The following is an 18824-nucleotide window of genomic DNA, read 5'->3' as shown; positions in this document are numbered from 1 at the left end:
AGGTGCCATGAAGCTGTTGCAGGAGAATAGGGCGAACCGCGGCCTCGAATTCGTGCCGGGCGAAACGGCATTGCTGGTCGCCCATTGGCAGAACGACGTGATCGACGAATCGCGGCCGTTCGGCGCGATGTTCGGGCCCCAGATCAGGAAGCGCGGCACCTTGCAGCGGATGAAGGCCGCCATAGAAGCCGCCCGCCGCGCGGGCGTGCACGTGGTCTACCTCAACGTCGTCCTCGATCCGCTCCCGTCCGAGAAGGGCATCTACGATCCTTTGATGATCGCGGCCTCGCGCACCCAGTCCATGCGCAAAGGCACCCGCGGCGCTGCCGTCGTTGACGAGCTCACGCCCGAGCCGGGCGATCCGATCGTCGAGCACGGCAAGTCGAGCGGCTTCCACGAATCGAACCTCAAGAGCCTGCTCGATCAGCTCGGTATCGACACCGTCGTCATCGCGGGCCTCGCCACCAACATCGCCGTCGAGCACACTTTGCGCGACGCGGTCCAGCACGGCTATCGCACGATCCTGATCGAGGATTGCTGCTATTCCTCCTCACCCGAATATCACGACGCATCGGTGCTGACGATGCGGGTGCTGGCGGCGGATGTGATCACGGTGGACGATTTCATCGGGGCGCTGGAGGATGGTTCGGCTGTTCCGCAAGCTACTGCGCAGGCAGAGATTTCGGCCGGTTGAAGGCCGGCGACGCGGGATCGAAGCTCGCATGAATCGCGCCGAGTGAACGGTCTCGCGAGCTTACAGGCCGTGGGGCGCAAAGCTCGATTCCGGCCCGAATGTCGGCACCGCAGCTCGGTACCCGTTAGGATTGCCGTTGTGCCGCCGCAGATGGGTGAGGGGGCTCGCCTTAGTGCAGGTAGCTGCGCGGCAGCTGCAGGTAGAATCTCGCGCCATGTTCCTCACTCGGCGAGGCCCAGATGCGGCCGCCATGATCTTCGACGATGTTGCGGGAGAGTGAGAGGCCGAGCCCGGTGCCGGTGTCCTTGGTGGTGAAGAAGATTTCGAAGATGCGCGCCGTCGCGTCCGGCTGGATGCCTGGGCCGGTATCGCTGATCTCGAGCAGCACGTCGCGGTCGGGGAGCGACATCGTGCGGATCTCGATTTCGCGAAGGCGGCAGGAGGGCTCATTCAGCGATTCGATCGCATTGGTGAAAAGGTTGACGAGCACCTGCCGCAGCTGGCTGCGATTCCCTCGGATCGGCGGCAGTGCCTCATCCAGTTGCAGTCGCAGCGCGACCTGATTGGCGGCCAGCTCCGTATCCAGCAATGACGCTGTCTCCCGCACCAGCTCGTTCAGGCAGAATTCGGATGTCGTAGCCGGTTCCCTGGCGAACATCGCCCGGGTGCTCTTGACGACGTCGAAGGTACGCTGCCCCGCCTCGAGCGTCGCGCGCAGCGCTTCGACAGCCTTTTCCGGGTCTGGCGGCGTGTTCGTGAGCCAGTTCAGGCCAGCGGTCGCATTGTTGGTGACTGCGGAGAGCGGCTGCCCGACTTCATAGGAGATCGCACGTGCCATTGCCTCGAGCGAGGCCAATCTTGCCTCACGTTCCCGAATTCGCGCCGCCGTCGACCGAGCCAGCCGCGCATAAAGCCGTTGGGATTCGGTAATCAGCGCGAACAATATGAGAAGATGGGCGAACAATATCACAGCGTATAAATAGTAATAGCCCACCGTGAAGCGGGCCGCGAGGGTCATGATCAGCAGCGATTCGGCCAGCCAGCTGGAAACCGCGACCAGCAGCCACAAGTCAAGCACTGAACTCCTCTTCGAATAGAGCAACGCCATCGCAGCCAGGAAGAATGAGAATATCACGAGCTCAGTCGCAAATGCATGGCGGTAGATTACTTCGAAATGATTGAGATAAATCTGCGGGAGCAAGTCGTGCCCGATCGTCGTGAGCATCGTAGCTCCTGTCGCCAAGGCAATTGCCGTCAACGCCGCCACGGCGATGTTGGGGGATCGCCGCTCCGATCCAGGCCGTGCGCGCGCATCCGCCTGTTTGAGCACGACGTAGGCTATTATGCCGACGGCAATCCCGAGCCGCCGGAAATGCGCGAGCCATGATGTCGTGTTGAGCCCGGCGCCCAGCAATCCGTCCGGGTGAAACGCCCCTGGAAAGGTGAGCGTGTGCGGAATGACAAGCAGTGCGGTGAAGACAAAGGCTGTGGCCAGGACCGTCAGCGACCGCGATCGGAAAACCCTGGCCTGAGCATAAAGTATCGTGGCGATGATCAGATCGCTGACGAGCAGGATCGAATTGATTATCGGGACGAACGCATCGATACGAGCCAACCGAACGTCTCTAACCGGCAATATCAGCAGGACGGCGCCGAAGAGCAGACCGACAAGCGCCAGACTTAACCGGATTTGTCGCCGGTCTGGCGGTGTATTGAAGAGCCCTCGATGGTCCTGCGGCACAGATGTTCCCGTCTTGTTACTCCAAAAATCTCAAGGCCATTGTGGCGCCAAACCGGCGCGGTGGCGCCGGCCTCTGAAGAACGCCGGCGGTCGGCTGGGTCGCCAGGCTCTCGTAATGTCGGCTGTTGGTCAAATTGAGTACCCAGAAGCGGACCGATGGACTGCGCGAGCTAAGCCGCCACTCAACCGAGGCATCAACCGTTGCAAATTCCTTCTGCCGCACGACGTTGTCCGGTTCCGAAAAGTAGCCGGAATTATAGGCCAGGCTTCCACTTAGCACCAATTCGCCATGTCTGCCCAATGCAACGTTCCGATGCGCGGCGAAACTTAACTTGGTTCGGAGAGCGAAAGGCAAATTGCCACCCGTTACATCGCAGGCGAACGGCGCATAAGGGATGGGCGCGCTTGAACCGTAATTGACGCACGTCGCATTGGGAAAGCGCTTGAAGCGACTTTGCAGGAACTGGGCACCAAGTCCAAATCGCGTCTTGCGGTTCGCTCTCGCATCAAGCTGCAACTCCAGGCCATAGACTTCGGCCGAAGCCGCATTCGCGGTCACCGAACCGATTGGCGTGATGGCGGAAACCTGGACGTCCGAATAATCATAATAGAACAGGCTCGCGTCCGCCCAAAAGCGCTGCGAGCGTTCTCCATATTTCAATCCGGCTTCGAAATTGTCGAGCCTCTCCGCTCCGAACGGAGGGTTCTGCGGCGTCTGGAGGTTCCAGCCGCCGCTCTGGAAGCCCCGGCTTGCTGCAAAATAGCCCATCACCTCATCGGAGAAGCGTCGGTCGAGCGAGGCGCGCCATGTCAATTCCCGAAAGGTCTCGCTGTCCCGGAACGGCTCCTCGCTCAGCAGCGGCAGGCCCGGGATGCGGCGGACGTAGGGCGGGTTGTCGTACAGCTGCTCCCCGGTTGCCTTCACCGACCGGCGTTCGATCGTGTAGCGCATGCCGAGCGTCGCTCGGGTCCCGTGCCCGAGGGGCAGAGTTGCCTGGCCATAAGCGGCGTAGGACGACGTGTCGCCGCGGGCGAACAATGTCTGCCGAAGCCGACCTCCCAGAAGGGCCGAATAAGCGCCGCCATAGCCAAATCTGGTCGGATCGTAGCGCTCTACGATCCGGATGTAATAGAGGCCGGCGGTCCACTGGAGGCGCGAATTCTTGGCCGACAACAGCTGAAATTCCTGGCTGAACTGTTTCTGCTCAACGGTCGGAGCACCCGACCATAAGGGTAAAGGCCCCTGATCAAGGTCCGCGGCGAAGCGCGCGTGCAACCGGCGCAGGGCAGTCAGGCTCATGAAAGTCAGGCTGCCAAGCTCGGTATCCGCCCTGAGCGACATGCCGCCGTAGCGCAAGCGATAGCGGCTTGGCTCATCCTGGTCGCCGTCCCGGAAGCCCTGCACACGCGGCTGGCCGATTGGCGGAAAGGCTGCGACGGGACGAAAGGAGAAATCGTGATCGCTGTCCTGATAGTCCGCCGCCAGGGTCATCGTCCGCGGCGCATCGGCCCGCCAGATCCATTTGCTCCGTGCGACGAGGCTGTGGTCGACGGCACCCTGGTCGGTTCGACCAGTGTAGTGGTTCGTCCCATAGCCCCCGTTGCGTGACAGGCTCACCGCCAGGTTCCCCGCGATGCGATCATTCCCCCCTGTCACATACAAGTCGCCCCGAGCATATCCGTAGAAGCCCGTGCCCAGCATCGCCTCGGCCGATGACGTCGACGTCGGGTCGCGCGTGATGATCTGGATGACCCCGCCGCTCGCATTGCGCCCGAACAGGGTTCCTTGAGGGCCCTTCAGGACCTCGATCCGCTCTATGCCGCGGAGGTCGAGCAGGGCGCCGATCGACGACGCGAGATAGACCCCATCGACGTAGGTCGCCACGCTGTTCTCCACCCCCAAGGTGGATCGCTTGCCAATGCCTCGGAGGTACGGCTGCGTGAATGCTCCGGTGCGCATCATCACAAGGCTCGGCACGACCTTGCCGAGGTCCCGCATTTCGGTTGCTTGCCGCTGCTCCAATTCGTCGCCCGAGATTGCGGTGAGGGCGATGGGGACATCCTGAGGATGCTCGGGCCGGCGCTGAGCCGTCACCACGACAGTCTCTTGATCGTCGCTGTTGGACGCCCCCTGAGCGGCACCAGCTTGCGGGCAGAGCACGGCCAGCGCGCTCAGGATCAGAGCCCGCTGCCATCGGGCTATGCCGCGCAGGCAAGTTCCCCAGGCGCGTCCGTCCATAAGGCCCCCTTTCAGCAGCCTACAGCCGCTTTCGGATACTCCGCAATGGTGGAAGGCGGCCCGATCATCTCCGCGCGCCTCGGCACCGGCTACAGCGCGAGCGGCTTCGCCGTCGGTGAGAGCGGGGAGAGGGGGTAGGCTAGGACGCTCATCGGAAGGGCATTGAACCCAATGCCGGATCAAGCATTTGGCGCTTGATAGCTGGTGACCCCTACGGGAATCGAACCCGTGTTTTCGCCGTGAGAGGGCGACGTCCTGACCGCTAGACGAAGGGGCCGAGCGCAAGCGCTGCAAGCTGCGCCGCATATGGGCGAGGGGGCTCGCCTGTCAAGGAAGTTGCGGCGCGCGCAGCGCGTCACGCCGCTACGCGCGCGGCCGCGGCCGCCACTTTGGGCGCAGCGGGGGTGGGGGAGGCGTGGATGATCGCAAGCACGCCGTCGAGCCCGCCGATCCTCGCTTCGAGCGCGGCGAGCTGCACCCAGCCGAGGCGACCGATGTCGATCATCAACGTCGCGCGCTCGGCGCAGCTCGGCACCAGGTGCAGCCCGTAGAGATCATAGCCTTCGCCCGAGACGATCCGCAGGATGCGGGGAACGGCGTCGCTCCCCGGCCTGAAATCGATCGCAATATGCCCGTTCATAACGCCTCCTGTTTGCCCCGGGCCGTTCGGGGAGGATGTGACGGCCAAAGAAAAACCCCCGCTCCGGTGGGAGCGGGGGTTCCTGCTTTCCTTGCTATGTCGGTCCTCAGACAGATCAGCCGGTTGCGGGCGCCGCTCCTCGATGGAAGGTCGCTACGAATACCGCTGCTGCCGCTTTGACGTTCTGGGACGCACGCGCCGCCGCGGCGCCGAGGGCGCGCGGGGAGGCCGAAAGGATGCGATCGAAGGTCATCGGCCCGGCTTGTACGCGTCCAGCGGTTAACGGGTCAACCGCATAAGCTCGCAATCGGCGCGGCCAATCGCTATGTGCGCTCGCCAACGGACATTCGCGGAAAACCACCTGACATGCTGCACCGACCGACCGGCCGTCCCGACCGGCGCACCTTCGCAATCATCTCGCACCCGGACGCGGGCAAGACGACCTTGACCGAGAAATTGCTGCTGTTCGGCGGCGCGATCCATCTCGCCGGCGAGGTCAAGGCGCGCGGCGCCAATCGGCGCGCGCGATCGGACTGGATGAAAATCGAGCAGCAGCGCGGCATCTCGGTGACCAGCTCGGTGATGACGTTCGAGCATCGCGGCGTGACCTTCAACCTGCTCGACACGCCGGGCCACGAGGATTTCTCCGAAGACACCTACCGCACGCTGACCGCGGTCGATTCGGCGGTGATGGTGATCGACGCGGCGCGCGGCATCGAGGCGCAGACGCGCAAATTGTTCGAGGTCTGCCGCCTGCGCAACGTGCCGATCATCACCTTCATCAACAAGGTCGACCGCGAGGGCAAGGCGCCGTTCGAGCTGCTCGACGAGATCGCCGACGTGCTCCAGCTCGATGTCGCGCCGATGAGCTGGCCGGTTGGCATGGGCGGCACTTTCGAAGGCATCTACGATCTCGGCGAGAACAAGCTCAGCCTGCCCGCCAAAAGCGACAGCGGCAGCTTCGAGGGCGAGACCTTGGCGTTCGACGGGCTCGACGACCCCAAGCTCGGCGAGGCGATCAGCAATGAGGCGCTCGAGCATCTGCGCGAGGAAGCCTCGCTCGCGCTCGCCGCTTATCCGACCTTCGACAGCGACGCCTATCTCAGCGGCGACTTGACGCCGGTGTTCTTCGGCTCGGCGCTCAAGGAGTTCGGCGTTGCCGAGCTGATCGCGGCGCTCACCGAACGCGCGCCATCGCCGCAGCCGCAGCCCTCCGCCTCGGGGACGGTCGATCCCGATTTCGCCGCGGTGACCGGGTTCATCTTCAAGGTGCAGGCGAACATGAACCCGCAGCACCGCGACCGGGTTGCGTTCATGCGGCTGTGCTCGGGCCGCTTCAAGCGCGGCATGAAATTGCTCCAGCCGGGGACCGGCAAGTCGATCGCGGTGCACAGCCCGATCCTGTTCTTCGCGCAGAACCGCGAGCTGGCGGACGAGGCCTTCCCCGGCGACATCATCGGCATTCCCAACCACGGCACCTTGCGGGTCGGCGACACCTTGACCGAGGACGCCGCGATCCAGTTCACCGGCCTGCCCAATTTCGCGCCCGAGATCCTGCGCCGGGTGGTGCTGGTCGATCCGACCAAGACCAAGCAGCTCAGGAAGGCGCTCGACGACATGGCCGAGGAGGGGGTGATCCAGGTCTTCTACCCGACGCTCGGCGCGAACTGGATCGTCGGGGTCGTCGGCCAGCTGCAGCTCGAGGTGCTGATCTCGCGGCTCGAGGCCGAATATAAGGTCGACGCGCGCTTCGAGGCCTCGCCGTGGGACACCGCACGCTGGATCTCGGCCGAAGCGCCGGCCGATCTCAAGGCGTTCGTCGACACCCACAAGAGCGCGGTCGCGATGGACCGCGATTCCGCGCCGGTGTTCCTTGCCAAGGACCTGTGGGAGCTCAATTTCCACGAGAGCCGCAACCCCAACATCCGCTTCACCGCCACCAAGGAGCGCAGCTGAAAGTGCGGGCCGCCACTTCATTCCTCCCCCAGTTTTCTGGGGGAGGGGGACCGCGTAGCGGTGGAGGGGCCCTTGGAGGCAGCGCTGAAGGCTGGCCCCTCCACCATGCTGTGCATGGTCCCCCTCCCCTGCAAAGGCAGGGGAGGATTTAAGTTGATGCGCATCCTGGTCGATGCCGACGCCTGTCCGGTCAAGGAAGAGATCTACCGCGTCGCCTATCGGCACGAGGTGCCGGTGGCGATCGTCAGCAACCAGCATCTGCGCATCCCCGACCACCCATTGCTCTCGCGAGTGGTGGTTGACGATAAATTCGACGCGGCGGACGACTGGATCGCCGAGCAGGCCTCGCCGCGCACGATCGTCGTCACGGCGGACATCCTGCTCGCCGAACGCTGCATCAAGAGCAAGGCGATCGTGCTGACGCCGACCGGGCGGCGGTTCGATGCCAGCAACATCGGCAATGCGGTCGCGACGCGCGCATTGATGAGCGATCTGCGCGCCGGGGGCGATATCGTCGGCGGCCCCAAGCCGTTCGCCAGGGAAGACCGCTCGCGCTTCCTGTCGAGCCTCGACGAGGCGCTGGTCAGGATGAAGCGGGGCTAATCGGGCTTGAAACGCTTCGCCACCGCCCGCGATCGCGAGAGCTGCTCGTCGATCAGCGCCTGGCTGATCGGGGCGTCGAACTTGATGCCGTAGCGGCCTTGCTCGCCCCAGACGATGACGCCGGCCGCCTCGATCGACCCACAGCTCAGCACCACCTTCATGCCGCTGGCGAGCGGCGCCGCGGTTGCGACCATCGCGCCGCCGGCCGAGATGTTGCGGATATGCGCGACCAGCTTGCGTCCCCAGCATTCGACGAACACCGGCAGGGTCAGCGTCGCGCGCGGCCAGCGCGGAACGGGCAGTCGGTCTTGCGGGCCGTGTAGCGCCGGGCTGGCGTGCATCCTCGTCTCCTCGACCTTGATCGTTTCAGGCTGTGCCTGAAACGTGAATCAAGGTCTCAACCATATCGAAGAGCCTGATTCACGCTTTCGACGGAAGCGCGAAGCGCTTCCACCTCTCAACGATCAGGCTCTGGGCGCACACCTTCGCCCACCGCCGCTAACCCGCGGTAAGCGCCGTTTACGGTAAAATCCGCCGGGGCCGAGATCAGTATCTAGATCGGGATCGCGAGCAGGGTCTGGATGCGCGAGGTGTCGTAGACGACCCGCTTGCGCTTGAAGCGCCAGCCCTCGCCGGTGCGCACGACATGATCGAGATAGCGGCCGGCCTGGTAGACGGTCGATTCGCCGATCTGGCTGGTGTTGATCACCAGATAGGAGGATTCCATCTCGACCTCGTCCTGCTGTCCGGCGTCGTGCTTGACGATCGTCAGCCCGGAGATGAAATGCCGGTAGATCGCCGGCTGGTAGATGTTGGCGTTGCGCAGCGAGATCACTCTATCGTGCAGCATGTCGCGATTGTCGCAACGGATCACCGGGGCCGGAAAGCCCTGGTCGTAATTCTCCTTGGGGATGATCTCGTACAGGCAATCCTCGACGAACAATTCGGGCCAGGCTTCGAGCCGGTCGCTGTCGAGCGTGGCGATGTAGCGGTCCTGGAGCTCGAGCATCTCGAGCCGCAACGCCGATCCGTTGGTGCCCCCGCCGCCGTTGGTGCTCACGCGGGCAAGCCCACCGTGTCGGCCATCTCGAAGCCCATCAGCTTGGCGTAACCGCGCCAGAAGCTACGGATCAGATGCTCGTTGATCAGGCTGTCCTCCTTGCCCGCCGCGCGTCCCATGTCGATCGCGGAATAATCCTCGCCGTCGCGATGCGTGCCCTGCTGGACCAGCTCGGTCGCCTCGGTGTCCTCCATCGAGATATAGCCGGCCGGGCCGACGAGATTGGCCTGCTTGATGCGCAGCGCGCGCATCTCGGGCGTGTCGTCCTGATAGCCGAAGAAATGGAAGACCAATTCGAAATGGTCGGGGCCCTTGGGCAGCAATTGCCGCGCGACCAGGGTGTTGTGGATCTGCTGGATGACGAGCTGCGGGAAGATCGGCTGGATGTGGTTGGTGCTCAGCAGCTCATATTCGGGAACCAAAGCGAGGATGCTGTCGTCGCGCAGGCTGAAGCCCTCGTCGTAGCTCGCGATCTTCTGGTCCTTATAGGCCGCCGACGTGTCGCCTTCCTCCTTCTTGATCGACATCAGGATGCTGTGGAGGTCGTGCTTGCCGCCGGCGCGGACCCGCGATTCCATGCCCACCCGATAGATGTTGAACGTGGTGTGGAACAGGTGGAGCAGGCTCGCGTGATAGGGGTCCTTGACGTTCTCGAAATAGAGCTTCCAGTTGGAATTGGAATATTGCCGGGTGCAGCCGAGATATTCGATCGGCTTGTGGAAGATGCGGTCGGCATAGCCGCACATCTCCGGCCCAATGTATTCGGCGAGCGGCTCGACGCTGTCGCTGAACGTCGCGAACACCAGGCCCTTGTACGATTCGACCCGAAGCTGGCGCAGCCCGTGGTCCTTGCGGTCGAAATCTGGCGGCATCCCGGCCGCGCCCTTGTTGCCGCGCTGGAAGGGGACGCCGATCAGATTGCCGCGGCTGTCGTAGCTCCACTGATGATAGACGCAATTGTGGGTGGCCGCGTTGCCGCGCAGGTGGCGGCAGACCATTGCGCCGCGGTGCGCGCAGCGGTTGACCCAGGCGGCGAGCCCGCCATCTTCCGTGCGCGTCATCACCACTGGCGTGTCGCCGACGAAGGTGCTCTTGTAATCGCCCGGGTTGAGGATCTCGGCCTCGAGGCCGAGGAAGCTCCAGATCGGCCCGCGGTAGATGCGTTCCTGCTCGAGATCATAGACCTCCTGCGAGCTGAACACCTTGTAGGGGACACGCGAGCCGTCTTCGCGCGGAAAGCTGACGACGGCATTGTCTCGAGCAACGGGGCGATGTGCGGTCATGGCCGACTCCTCCGGCTAAGTGTTCGAACGCTATGTCCAATCCGCAGCTTTGGCAAATCGCGCGTGCGCCCGATGCTGCGATTTTCCTGAAGCGGCGATCGGTGCCTGTCACCGCACACTCCGCGTCATGAGGCTCCCAACGCAACGCGGGTCGGTTCGGTCCAGGGACCAGCGCTCCGCACTTGCGGGCAGCAATGGGCTTGCTTAGGGCCGCCAAGGGCGCGGCAGGTGCCGGCGACGATCTGGGAGAGCGAAATGGCGAAATTCAGTGCGCTGATGCTGCGCGAGAGTGACGGAAAAATCCAGGCAGCCGTCGAGCAGGTCGATGACAGCGATCTGCCCGAAGGCGACGTGCTCGTCCGGATCGATTATTCGACGATCAACTACAAGGACGGGATGATCGTCAGCGGCATCGGCGGCCTGGTGCGCAACTATCCGCACGTGCCGGGTATCGATTTCGCCGGCACGGTCGAGGAGTCGAACGATCCCGCGCTCAAGGCGGGCGACAAGGTCGTGCTCAACGGCTGGCGGATCGGCGAGAGCCGCTGGGGCGGCTATGCGCAAAAGGCGCGGGTCAAGGCCGGGCAGCTGGTCAAGCTTCCCGACAACATCGACACCAAGCGCGCGATGGCGATCGGCACCGCCGGCTACACCGCGATGCTCGCGATCAACACGCTCGAGCGCCACGGCGTGACCCCGGCTGCGGGCAAGGTGCTCGTCACCGGCGCCGCCGGCGGCGTCGGCAGCGTCGCGGTCGCGCTGCTCGCCAAGCTCGGCTACGAGGTTGCGGCCTCGACGGGCCGGCCCGAGCAGGGCGATTATCTGCGCGGGCTTGGGGCGAGCGAGATCGTTGACCGCAACGAGCTTTCGACCATTCCGTCGCGGCCGCTCGACGCCGAGCGCTGGGCGGCGACGGTCGATTCGGTCGGCGGAAGCACGCTTTCGACGGTGCTCGTCCAGACCAAATATCGCGGCGCGGTCGCCGCCTGCGGCCTCGCCGGCGGGCGCGAGCTCAACACCAGCGTGATGCCGTTCATCCTGCGCGGCGTCGCTTTGCTCGGCATCGACTCGGTGATGTGCCCGATGCCCGAGCGCGCCGAAGCCTGGGAGCGGCTGGGGCGCGTGCTGCCGATGGACCGGCTCGATGCGATGACCGAGGTGTCGTCGATGGCGAACCTGCCGAAGCTCGGCAAGGATATCCTCGCAGGCCAGGTGCGCGGCCGGATCGTGATCGACGTCAACGGTTAAGTCGCCAGCGGCGTGGCACCCTGTGTGGGCCGTTCAGCAGTCGGTCCACACCGGCTCGTGAAAGGGCACGACCAGGACCACGCCGGCGCCGACCTGCTCGATCTCGATGCGGCGCGCGAGATCGCGCGGTGCGTCCGCCGTATTGGCCGCGAGCAGGCGCTTGGCCTCGCTTCGCGCCGAACCGAGGTCGGGAAGATCCCGGGCGCAGAGCGCGCGCTTGTCCGCGCCGCCGGCGCGGCGGAATCGATAATGTGGCATCGAATCGTCCTCAGCGCCGAGGATCATTGTCGGTTGAGGACGGCCTCAGGCATTTCGAGTGAAAATGGGCGAGGTCCGCCAGCCAGTCATATTCCTTGGCGGCAGGGCCGGCGAGCGGCGCGCGGTGGAGGCGCGCCTCGCGCAGGTGCAAGGTGCAGAGCTGCATGTGGCGCTCGCTCGCTTCCTGCTTTTCGGTGCGATAGGCACTGTCGAGCTCGGCTCGGGCGCGCGCGACGTGATAGTGGCGCTCTCGGTCTTGGGCTTGGTCGTGCGAATGTTGCTGGTCGATCCTCATGGTCCGGTCCGCTCCTTGATGCAGGATCGGCGTAGCGCCAAGATGAGACAGGTTCGTGACGCGCTTGGAGCGGCCGGCGATCGGAGAAGGAGCGGATGATGGCGAGTGACATAAAGCGCGTGGGCTTCGTCGGCCTCGGCAGTCTCGGCGCGGCCCAGGTGCGCGAGCTCGCCAAGCTGCCGCTCGAGCTCATCGTCCACGACGTCCGGCCGGAAGCGATGGCCGAGTTCGAGGGGAGGGCGCAGCTTGCCGGCGACATCGCGGAGGCCGGGCGCGGCAGCGACGTGGTCGCCATCGCCGTCCAGAACGACGAGCAGGTCGACGCCTGCGCCGATGCCTTGCTGCCGGTGATGAAGCGCGGCGCAGTGCTGATGCTCCACAGCACGATCCGCCCGGCGACCGTGATTGCGCTCGCCGAGCGCGCCGCCGCCGTCGGCGTCGACGTGCTCGAAGCGCCGGTCACGCGCACCGAGATGACCCGCGACGGGCCGTTCGTCTACTGCATCACCGGCGGCAGCGAAGCGCTCGCGGGGCGGCTCGCGACGATCATCGCTGCTTTCGCGACCGACCAGGTCCACGCCGGCCCGCACGGCTCGGCGATGGCGCTCAAGACCTGCAACAATCTCGTATCGTGGGGATCGGTGCTCGCGACCATCGAGGCGATCGCGATCGCGGAAGGCGCGGGCGTGCCGGTCGACAAATTGCTGGCGGTGATGACGCGCAACCGCTTGCTGACCCCGGCTGCCAGCGTGTTCCTCGCCTATCGCAGCGATCCCGGCGATGCCGTGCGGCGCGCCTCGGTCGCGGTCCAGGGCACGATCGCCGAGAAGGACGTCAAGCTCGCCCAGGCGCTCGCGGCCGGTGCCGGCGTGGCGGCACCGCTTGCGGACAAGGCGGCACCGCTGATCCGTGACGCGCTGGTGGCGATCTCGAAAAGCTGACAGCGCTCCCAATCCGGGAATCCGACTTTACGTGCGTGGCTAACGCATTCGTCTCTCGACTCGCCTCTTCAAATGAGGAACAAGTCGACGGCGAGGGACCGGCCGCGCGGCCGAAGCCCGAAAAAAAGGGGAGGGATGTCGATGAAATTTGGCGGCTTCGATCATGTCGACGACAGCGGCGAGCCGCTCGCTGTTCATCTCGAGAACCGGCTCAAGATGACCGAGGTCTACGACCGCTGCGGCTTCTATGGCTACCATGTCGCGGAGCATCATGGGACGCCGCTCGGCTTCGCGCCGTCACCCAGCGTCTATCTCGCAGCGGTCGCGCAGCGCACCAAGCGCCTGCATTTCGGGCCGATGGTTTATCTGTTGCCGCTCTATCACCCGATCCGGCTGATCGAGGAGATCTGCATGCTCGACCAGATGTCGAAGGGCCGGCTGCTGCTTGGGGTCGGGCGCGGCGTGTCGCCGATCGAGCAGGCCTTCTACGGCGTCAACCTCGCCGAGACCGCGACCGTCTACCGCGAGGGCCTGGAGATCGTCCTCAAGGGGCTGCAGAGCGACGTTCTCAGCTATAGCGGCACCAATTTCCAGTATGACAAGGTGCCGATGACGATCCGGCCCTATCAGCAGCCGCATCCGCCGCTCTGGTACGGCGCGCTGCACCCCGATTCGATGGTCTGGGCGGCCGCGAACGACGCCAACGTGCTGACCCTTGGTCTCTCCGATCCGGTCAAGACGATTGCCGATCGCTTCAAGGCCGAATGGAAGAAGCTCGGCAAGCCCGAGGCGGCACTACCCTGTATCGGCGTGTCGCGGCACGTGGTGGTCGCTCCAACCGACAAGGAAGCGCGCGAGATCGCGAAGCGCGGCTATAAGATGTGGCACGATAGCTTCGCCAAGCTCTGGTACGACAATGGCTTGCCGGTGCCGTTCGTCGAGTCGATCTACCCCGAGGATTGGGACCAGCTCCAGGAGATCGGCAACGGCTTTGCCGGCTCGCCCGAGAAGGTGCGGAACTGGGTCCACGAAGAGGTCGAGAAGACCGGCATCAATTATTTCGCCGCCTGGTTCATGTTCGGCAACATCAGCCTCGACGAAGGGCGGCGCTCGGTCGAGCTGTTCGGCGAACATGTCATCTCGGCTTTCGCGCCAAGCCGCGCCGCGGCAACGGCGTGACGGTTAGAGCAGGCCGCCGCTAGGCAGGGTCCGCGAGCATTCGTTCGGCCGGCGCGGCCTCGTCCTCGGGCGCGGCGATCGTGATGCGCAGCGGCGGAAGATCGGCGACCCGGCCTTCGAGCCTGTCGCCGACCGCGACCGCGGTGACCCCGGCCGGGGTGCCGGTGTAGATCAGATCGCCCGGCTCGAGCCGATAGTGACGCGACAATTGGGCGACGATCTCGGCGGCGTTCCAGGTCATGTCGCCGAGGTCCGCCTGCTGCCGGGTCTCGCCGTTGACATTGATGCTGATCGCGCCGCTGACCGGGAGCGCAGCGCCGGCGAGCGGCCGGAGCAGGCCGATCGGCGCGGAATGGTCGAATGCCTTGCCGATCTCCCACGGCCGCCCGGCCTTGCGCGCCTCGACCTGGAGATCGCGGCGGGTGAGATCGATGCCGACCGCCAAGCCGAACACGTGCGCGGCGGCGTCCGCCTCGGCGATCGCGCTGCCGCCGGTCCTGATCGCAAGCACCAGCTCGATCTCATGCTGGAGGTCTTTGGTCAGCGTCGGATAGGGCACTGCCGCGCCATCGTGGACGATCGCGTCGGCCGGCTTCTGGAAGAAGAAGGGGGGCTGGCGCTCGTCGCCGCCCATTTCACGGATATGCTCGGCGTAATTGCGCCCGACACAATAGACGCGGCGCACCGGAAAGCGGCCGCCGCCCGCGATCGGAACCCAGGCCTGGCGCGGCGGCGCGATCACCCAATCCGCCCGCTGGTCACCCCCCAAATCAGTCATTGCCGCGCCTTTCACGAAAGAAGTCGAGCTTCTCCTGCACCACGCGATCCGAGTAGGAGAAGAGGATCGCGTCCTCGGCGGCCTCGAACGTCATCGGCCACCAGCTCGGCACGACGAACAGGCTCTGCGGCGCGAAGTCGAATTTCACGTCGCCGATCCTGACTCGGCCGCGGCCTTCGACGACCGAGAAGATCGTGCCCGCGGTCGAGCGGTAGGGCTGGCTCGAAAAGCCCTTGGGCAGCAATTGCATCGCGGTCGTGATCGTCGGCATCGCCGGCCCGCCGGTGACCGGGTTGATATAGTTCATCTTGTGGCCGTGGCAGGGATCGGGGTTGCGCGTGCGGCTGACCTGATCGAGCGCGTCGCGCGTGCGGCGGTACGGATAGTTGAAGATCGGCGAGCTTTGCGAGGGCGGCACATAGCCTTCGGGAAGCATGTTGCAGCCGGTCTCGGCCAGGGCCGCACCTTCCGGCCGGTGGAGCTCCTGGACCTTGCCGCCATAGCCTTCGCGGAAGCTCGCGCTGAGCAAATTGACGATGTGCATGTCGAGCCCGTCGAGCCAGACCATCGGCCCGTCCGATTCATTGCCGTGGTCGTGCCACGTCCAGGACGGGGTGATGACGAAATCGCCCGGCTCCATCATCGTCTTCTCGCCGGCGACCGCGGTGTAGGCGTCCTTGCCTTCGATGATGAAGCGCAAGGCGGAGGCGATGTGGCGGTGTGCCGGCGCGACCTCGCCAGGAAGGATGATCTGGTAGCCGGCGAACAGGCTCGGCGTGATCCGCGACTGGCCCGGCAGGCCGGGGTTCTCGAACACCAAGACGCGCCGTTCGGCCTCCTCGGTCGAGATGATGTCGCAGGCTTCCATCAAATAGGGGCGGACGTCGGCATAGGCCCAATGCGCAGGGACGGCAGGCGACTTCGGCTCCTCGGTGACGAGCCCGCCAAGCACCCGCCACAAGGGGGCGAGATTGAGCGCCTGCGCGCGTCCGTAGAAAGGCGAGCGCGCCGCCTCCGCCTCGCGGTCGACGGTTTCGACAAAGCCTTCGTCCGTGGTGGCAACATCCATGTTCATGGCATCATCCATCCTGCATCCGCTCCACCCGCAGCCTAGATGGTAAACCTCTCGGTGGGAACAGTTTTGCAGCGGCAGGCTTGACCGTCCTTCGATCGCGCATCACGCTGAAGCATAAACGAGAGGAAGCCGCTGATGGCTGCGAACATCGAAGACATGCGCTCGACTCCGCCGGGCTATTTCACGACGCGCTGGGGCCTTCCCGAATATACCGACTGGCTCGACGAGAGCATGTCGTGGAAGGAGAGTTGCTATATCGGCGACTGGTCCTTCCTGTGGGATCGGACCTTCAGCGGCCCCGACGCGTTGCGCCTGCTTTCGGATTGCTCGGTCAACAGCTTCGCCAAGTTCGACATCGACCAGTCGAAGCACGTCATCCACTGCAATAGGAACGGCAAGGTGATCCACGAAGGGATCGTCACCCGCCTCTCCGAAGATTCATTCCGGATGTTCGGCCGCGGCACCTTCTGGGTCGATTATCTGCTCCGCCAGGGCGGCTATGATGCGCGTTCGAGCGCGCGCGACAGCTTCAACTTCCAGGTCGCCGGGCCGAACGCGATCGCGGTGATCGAGAAGGCGAGCGGCCAGCGGCTGCGCGACATCGGCTTCATGCGCAACGGCCAGATCGAGATCGCCGGCGTGCCGGTGACCGCGCTCCGCCAGGGCATGTCGGGCGAGCCCGGCTTCGAGCTGCAGGGCGCCGCCGACCATGCCGCGACCGTCTATCAGGCGATCCTCGATGCGGGCCGCGAATATGACCTGCGCAGGCTCGGCGGCCGGGCGGTGTTCATCAACCATCTCGAAGCCTGCTTCCCGACGATCATCACCGATTACATGCCGGCGATCTTCGACGAGGACATGGTCGAATATCTCGCCGAGTTCCGCGGCAACATGCCGCCCTCCTCGGCCACCTTCAACATCGCGGGCAGCTTCCAGGCGGACGACATCAGCGCCTGGTACCGCAGCCCGGTCGAGCTCGGCTGGGGCAAGAACGTCAAGTTCGACCATGATTTCCTCGGCCGCGAGGCGCTCGAGGAGGAGGTCGCCAATCCGCGCCGCCTGATCCGCACCCTGGTGTGGAACGCCGACGACGTCGTCGACGTCTATGCGTCGCTGTTCCGCGCCGGCAAGCCCTACCATTTCATGGAGATGCCGCGCGACCAGCGCGGCTTCATGTATGCCGACAAGGTGCTCGCAGGGGACAAGGAGGTCGGAGTCGCGACGTCGCGCGGCTACAGCTATTTCTACCGCGAGATGCTGTCCTTGTGCGTGATCGACGTGGCGCACAGCGAACCCGGGACCGAGGTCGTGGTGGTCTGGGGCGAGCCCGGCGAGCCGCAGCGCGAGATCAGGGCGAGAGTGGCGCCCGCGCCCTACAAGCCCGACAATCGCCGGGTCGACCTGACGACGCTCGCCTAAAAGCGTGATGCGAAAAAGTGGGTACCGGTTTTTCGCAAAAGATCACGCGACAACAAACGCTCAGGCGCCGCCACGTCGGCTTCAGATATATTTGAGACCGAGCTCGGCGAGCTGTCCGCGCATATCGTACATGTCGAGCCCGAGTTCGCCGGCGGCGAGCCGCTCCCGCTTTTCCACTTCCGCGGCCTCGCGCGCCTTGGCTTTTGCCAGCACCTCGCCGGCGCGCACGCGCTCAACCACGCAGACGCCATCGTCGTCGGCGACGATGACGTCGCCCGGCGCAACGGCAGCGCCGGCGCAGACGATGGGGACGTTGACAGCGCCGAGGCGCTGCTTGACCGTTCCTTGCGCGAACACCGCCTTGGACCAGACCGGAAATCCCATCGCCTTCAGGTCGCGCACGTCGCGGACGCCGGCGTCGATCACCAGCCCGCGGCAGCCGCGCGCCATCGCCGAGACCGCCAGCAGTTCGCCGAAATAGCCGTGGTCGCACGGCTCGGTCGGCGCGAGCACCAAGATGTCGCCGGCCTGGAGCTGCTCGATCGCGACATGCAGCATCATATTGTCGCCGGGAGGCGCGGAGATGGTGACCGCCGATCCGGCGACGCGCGCGCCCGGATAGATCGGCCGCATGGTGGACGCGAGCAGCCCGAACCGGCCCTGGGCCTCGTGGACGGTCGCGACGCCGCACTCGGCCAGGCCGTCAATGACCGAGCGATCGGCGCGCTCGACATGCTGCACCACCACATTGTCCATCCGCGCCTCCAATCCTCGACGAGGATGGCCGACGCCGCTGTGCTTTTCAATCGTGCGGGCCGATTGCGCTACGCGGCGTCGGCCGGGCGGAAGCGCTTGCGGTCCGGATCGGAGATGCAGCGATAGCGGCCTTTGACCTTGTCGCGGAAATAAAGGCCCGCCGACGGGGCGTCGCGCAGCGAATCGAAGACCTCGCGGGGCACGTCGAAATAGACGTAGCGGCCGCTGCCGTGGAACCAGATGCTGAGCGTGCGCGCCTCATCGTCGTAGAGGATCCGCGCGATGGCGCTCGAGTTCAGCTTGGCCGCACGCATAATTGACTCTCGCTCGAAGAATCAGGCCTCAAGTGATTGAAGACTCAGTCGTTCCGCCGCCAGTGCCAGTCCGAATCCGATTCGGGCCAGACCGAATCCAACGACTGCTCCCAGAGCATTGCGCGAAAAGGTGGGTACCGGCTTTTCCCAAGTCGCAATGCGGCATCAAAGGCCATAGAGCAGGCTGTGATTTCCTCTCATCGCAGCCTGCTCTAGGTCTTAGCGCGCGCGCGCGGTAAGGGCGCTCCAGCGGCGGGAGAAATGACCGGCCGGTACCAGACCAGCACAAGAGGAGCAGACAGGTGGCAGAGCGTCAGGACATCATTCCGCAAGAGATGAAGATCA

At 64.9% G+C, this 18824-nt stretch carries 19 protein-coding genes and 1 tRNA gene; 7 read left to right on the top strand and 13 right to left on the bottom strand.

Annotated features, from left to right (window positions below; translation table 11 throughout):
• Positions 1 to 7 precede the first annotated feature (7 nt).
• The gene (locus tag V6M48_RS10575; RefSeq protein ID WP_332812503.1) at positions 8 to 694 is read left to right on the top strand and encodes a cysteine hydrolase; all 687 of its coding nucleotides are present in this window, start codon (positions 8 to 10) and stop codon (positions 692 to 694) included.
• A gap of 169 nt (positions 695 to 863) precedes the next feature.
• On the opposite strand, the gene V6M48_RS10570 is transcribed toward V6M48_RS10575, so the two are convergent.
• The 4 genes from V6M48_RS10570 to V6M48_RS10555 form a co-directional block, all read right to left on the bottom strand.
• Complete coding sequence (locus V6M48_RS10570) at positions 864 to 2309, bottom strand: sensor histidine kinase (protein WP_332812502.1); 1446 nt, start codon at positions 2307 to 2309, stop codon at positions 864 to 866.
• A 142-nt stretch (positions 2310 to 2451) separates the two neighbouring features.
• Positions 2452 to 4674 (bottom strand): TonB-dependent receptor, encoded by a 2223-nt coding sequence (locus V6M48_RS10565; RefSeq protein ID WP_332812501.1) that lies wholly within the window; start codon positions 4672 to 4674, stop codon positions 2452 to 2454.
• A gap of 202 nt (positions 4675 to 4876) precedes the next feature.
• Positions 4877 to 4951 (bottom strand) — tRNA-Glu (locus V6M48_RS10560).
• Between the two features lie 78 nt (positions 4952 to 5029).
• Complete coding sequence (locus tag V6M48_RS10555) at positions 5030 to 5314, bottom strand: hypothetical protein (protein WP_332812500.1); 285 nt, start codon at positions 5312 to 5314, stop codon at positions 5030 to 5032.
• Positions 5315 to 5680: 366 nt separating this feature from the next.
• Here V6M48_RS10555 and V6M48_RS10550 point away from each other — a divergent pair, with 366 nt between their 5' ends.
• Together V6M48_RS10550 and V6M48_RS10545 are read left to right on the top strand one after the other, a co-directional pair.
• Positions 5681 to 7270, top strand: a complete 1590-nt coding sequence (locus V6M48_RS10550; RefSeq protein WP_332812499.1) for a peptide chain release factor 3 — start codon at positions 5681 to 5683, stop codon at positions 7268 to 7270.
• 156 nt (positions 7271 to 7426) lie between these two features.
• Entirely contained in the window at positions 7427 to 7873 is a 447-nt protein-coding gene (locus V6M48_RS10545; protein WP_332812498.1) for a YaiI/YqxD family protein, read from the top strand.
• On the opposite strand, the gene V6M48_RS10540 is transcribed toward V6M48_RS10545, so the two are convergent.
• The 3 genes from V6M48_RS10540 to andAc form a co-directional block, all read right to left on the bottom strand.
• Complete coding sequence (locus V6M48_RS10540; RefSeq protein WP_332812497.1) at positions 7870 to 8214, bottom strand: PilZ domain-containing protein; 345 nt, start codon at positions 8212 to 8214, stop codon at positions 7870 to 7872. The genes V6M48_RS10545 and V6M48_RS10540 overlap by 4 nt on opposite strands.
• 212 nt (positions 8215 to 8426) lie before the next feature.
• Positions 8427 to 8933, bottom strand: coding sequence for an anthranilate 1,2-dioxygenase small subunit AndAd (gene andAd, locus V6M48_RS10535; protein WP_332812496.1), 507 nt, complete (start codon positions 8931 to 8933; stop codon positions 8427 to 8429).
• Complete coding sequence (gene andAc, locus V6M48_RS10530) at positions 8930 to 10216, bottom strand: anthranilate 1,2-dioxygenase large subunit AndAc (protein ID WP_332812495.1); 1287 nt, start codon at positions 10214 to 10216, stop codon at positions 8930 to 8932. Before andAc ends, andAd begins: the two co-directional genes overlap by 4 nt.
• A 255-nt stretch (positions 10217 to 10471) precedes the next feature.
• On the opposite strand from andAc, the gene acuI reads away from it, so the two are divergent.
• The gene (gene acuI, locus V6M48_RS10525; RefSeq protein ID WP_332812494.1) at positions 10472 to 11464 is read left to right on the top strand and encodes an acrylyl-CoA reductase (NADPH); all 993 of its coding nucleotides are present in this window, start codon (positions 10472 to 10474) and stop codon (positions 11462 to 11464) included.
• A gap of 33 nt (positions 11465 to 11497) precedes the next feature.
• Here acuI and V6M48_RS10520 read toward each other — a convergent pair whose 3' ends face one another.
• Positions 11498 to 11722, bottom strand: a complete 225-nt coding sequence (locus V6M48_RS10520; protein ID WP_332812493.1) for a DUF6894 family protein — start codon at positions 11720 to 11722, stop codon at positions 11498 to 11500.
• A gap of 10 nt (positions 11723 to 11732) precedes the next feature.
• The gene (locus V6M48_RS10515) at positions 11733 to 12017 is read right to left on the bottom strand and encodes a hypothetical protein (protein WP_332812492.1); all 285 of its coding nucleotides are present in this window, start codon (positions 12015 to 12017) and stop codon (positions 11733 to 11735) included.
• Positions 12018 to 12112: 95 nt separating this feature from the next.
• Here V6M48_RS10515 and V6M48_RS12895 point away from each other — a divergent pair, with 95 nt between their 5' ends.
• Together V6M48_RS12895 and V6M48_RS10500 are read left to right on the top strand one after the other, a co-directional pair.
• Positions 12113 to 12958, top strand: a complete 846-nt coding sequence (locus tag V6M48_RS12895; protein WP_443019091.1) for an NAD(P)-dependent oxidoreductase — start codon at positions 12113 to 12115, stop codon at positions 12956 to 12958.
• A gap of 141 nt (positions 12959 to 13099) precedes the next feature.
• Positions 13100 to 14137 (top strand): LLM class flavin-dependent oxidoreductase, encoded by a 1038-nt coding sequence (locus V6M48_RS10500; protein WP_332812491.1) that lies wholly within the window; start codon positions 13100 to 13102, stop codon positions 14135 to 14137.
• A 19-nt stretch (positions 14138 to 14156) separates the two neighbouring features.
• Here the strand turns inward: V6M48_RS10500 and V6M48_RS10495 are convergent, their stop codons facing one another.
• Positions 14157 to 14915 carry a fumarylacetoacetate hydrolase family protein gene (locus V6M48_RS10495; protein ID WP_332812490.1) on the bottom strand — a complete coding sequence of 253 codons (759 nt, stop codon included), beginning with the start codon at positions 14913 to 14915 and terminating at the stop codon, positions 14157 to 14159.
• Positions 14908 to 15990 (bottom strand): gentisate 1,2-dioxygenase, encoded by a 1083-nt coding sequence (gene gtdA, locus V6M48_RS10490; protein ID WP_332812489.1) that lies wholly within the window; start codon positions 15988 to 15990, stop codon positions 14908 to 14910. Before gtdA ends, V6M48_RS10495 begins: the two co-directional genes overlap by 8 nt.
• 135 nt (positions 15991 to 16125) lie before the next feature.
• Here gtdA and V6M48_RS10485 point away from each other — a divergent pair, with 135 nt between their 5' ends.
• A complete protein-coding gene (locus tag V6M48_RS10485; RefSeq protein ID WP_332812488.1) occupies positions 16126 to 17409 on the top strand; it encodes a hypothetical protein in 1284 nt (427 codons plus the stop codon).
• A gap of 81 nt (positions 17410 to 17490) precedes the next feature.
• Here the strand turns inward: V6M48_RS10485 and ligK are convergent, their stop codons facing one another.
• Together ligK and V6M48_RS10475 are read right to left on the bottom strand one after the other, a co-directional pair.
• Entirely contained in the window at positions 17491 to 18165 is a 675-nt protein-coding gene (gene ligK / locus V6M48_RS10480; RefSeq protein ID WP_332812487.1) for a 4-carboxy-4-hydroxy-2-oxoadipate aldolase/oxaloacetate decarboxylase, read from the bottom strand.
• 68 nt (positions 18166 to 18233) lie between these two features.
• Entirely contained in the window at positions 18234 to 18479 is a 246-nt protein-coding gene (locus V6M48_RS10475) for a KTSC domain-containing protein (protein WP_332812486.1), read from the bottom strand.
• Positions 18480 to 18824: the final 345 nt, after the last annotated feature.

It is taken from the genome of Sphingomonas sp. (assembly GCF_036677245.1).
Lineage (GTDB): Bacteria > Pseudomonadota > Alphaproteobacteria > Sphingomonadales > Sphingomonadaceae > Allosphingosinicella.
Note: the sequence above shows the minus strand (reverse complement) of the source record. Positions and strands in the feature narration are given on the sequence as shown.

Bases quoted from the DNA above. Each gene is read 5' to 3' on its own strand.
- V6M48_RS10500 (WP_332812491.1), top strand. From the start codon at position 13,100: ATGAAATTTGGCGGCTTCGATCATGTCGACGACAGCGGCGAGCCGCTC.
- ligK (WP_332812487.1), bottom strand. From the start codon at position 18,165: ATGGACAATGTGGTGGTGCAGCATGTCGAGCGCGCCGATCGCTCGGTC.
- V6M48_RS10575 (WP_332812503.1), top strand. From the start codon at position 8: ATGAAGCTGTTGCAGGAGAATAGGGCGAACCGCGGCCTCGAATTCGTG.
- V6M48_RS10485 (WP_332812488.1), top strand. From the start codon at position 16,126: ATGGCTGCGAACATCGAAGACATGCGCTCGACTCCGCCGGGCTATTTC.
- andAc (WP_332812495.1), bottom strand. From the start codon at position 10,216: ATGACCGCACATCGCCCCGTTGCTCGAGACAATGCCGTCGTCAGCTTT.
- V6M48_RS10540 (WP_332812497.1), bottom strand. From the start codon at position 8,214: ATGCACGCCAGCCCGGCGCTACACGGCCCGCAAGACCGACTGCCCGTT.
- V6M48_RS10495 (WP_332812490.1), bottom strand. From the start codon at position 14,915: ATGACTGATTTGGGGGGTGACCAGCGGGCGGATTGGGTGATCGCGCCG.
- V6M48_RS10565 (WP_332812501.1), bottom strand. From the start codon at position 4,674: ATGGACGGACGCGCCTGGGGAACTTGCCTGCGCGGCATAGCCCGATGG.
- V6M48_RS10555 (WP_332812500.1), bottom strand. From the start codon at position 5,314: ATGAACGGGCATATTGCGATCGATTTCAGGCCGGGGAGCGACGCCGTT.
- acuI (WP_332812494.1), top strand. From the start codon at position 10,472: ATGGCGAAATTCAGTGCGCTGATGCTGCGCGAGAGTGACGGAAAAATC.
- V6M48_RS10520 (WP_332812493.1), bottom strand. From the start codon at position 11,722: ATGCCACATTATCGATTCCGCCGCGCCGGCGGCGCGGACAAGCGCGCG.
- V6M48_RS10545 (WP_332812498.1), top strand. From the start codon at position 7,427: ATGCGCATCCTGGTCGATGCCGACGCCTGTCCGGTCAAGGAAGAGATC.
- V6M48_RS10515 (WP_332812492.1), bottom strand. From the start codon at position 12,017: ATGAGGATCGACCAGCAACATTCGCACGACCAAGCCCAAGACCGAGAG.
- V6M48_RS12895 (WP_443019091.1), top strand. From the start codon at position 12,113: ATGATGGCGAGTGACATAAAGCGCGTGGGCTTCGTCGGCCTCGGCAGT.
- V6M48_RS10475 (WP_332812486.1), bottom strand. From the start codon at position 18,479: ATGCGTGCGGCCAAGCTGAACTCGAGCGCCATCGCGCGGATCCTCTAC.
- gtdA (WP_332812489.1), bottom strand. From the start codon at position 15,990: ATGAACATGGATGTTGCCACCACGGACGAAGGCTTTGTCGAAACCGTC.
- V6M48_RS10550 (WP_332812499.1), top strand. From the start codon at position 5,681: ATGCTGCACCGACCGACCGGCCGTCCCGACCGGCGCACCTTCGCAATC.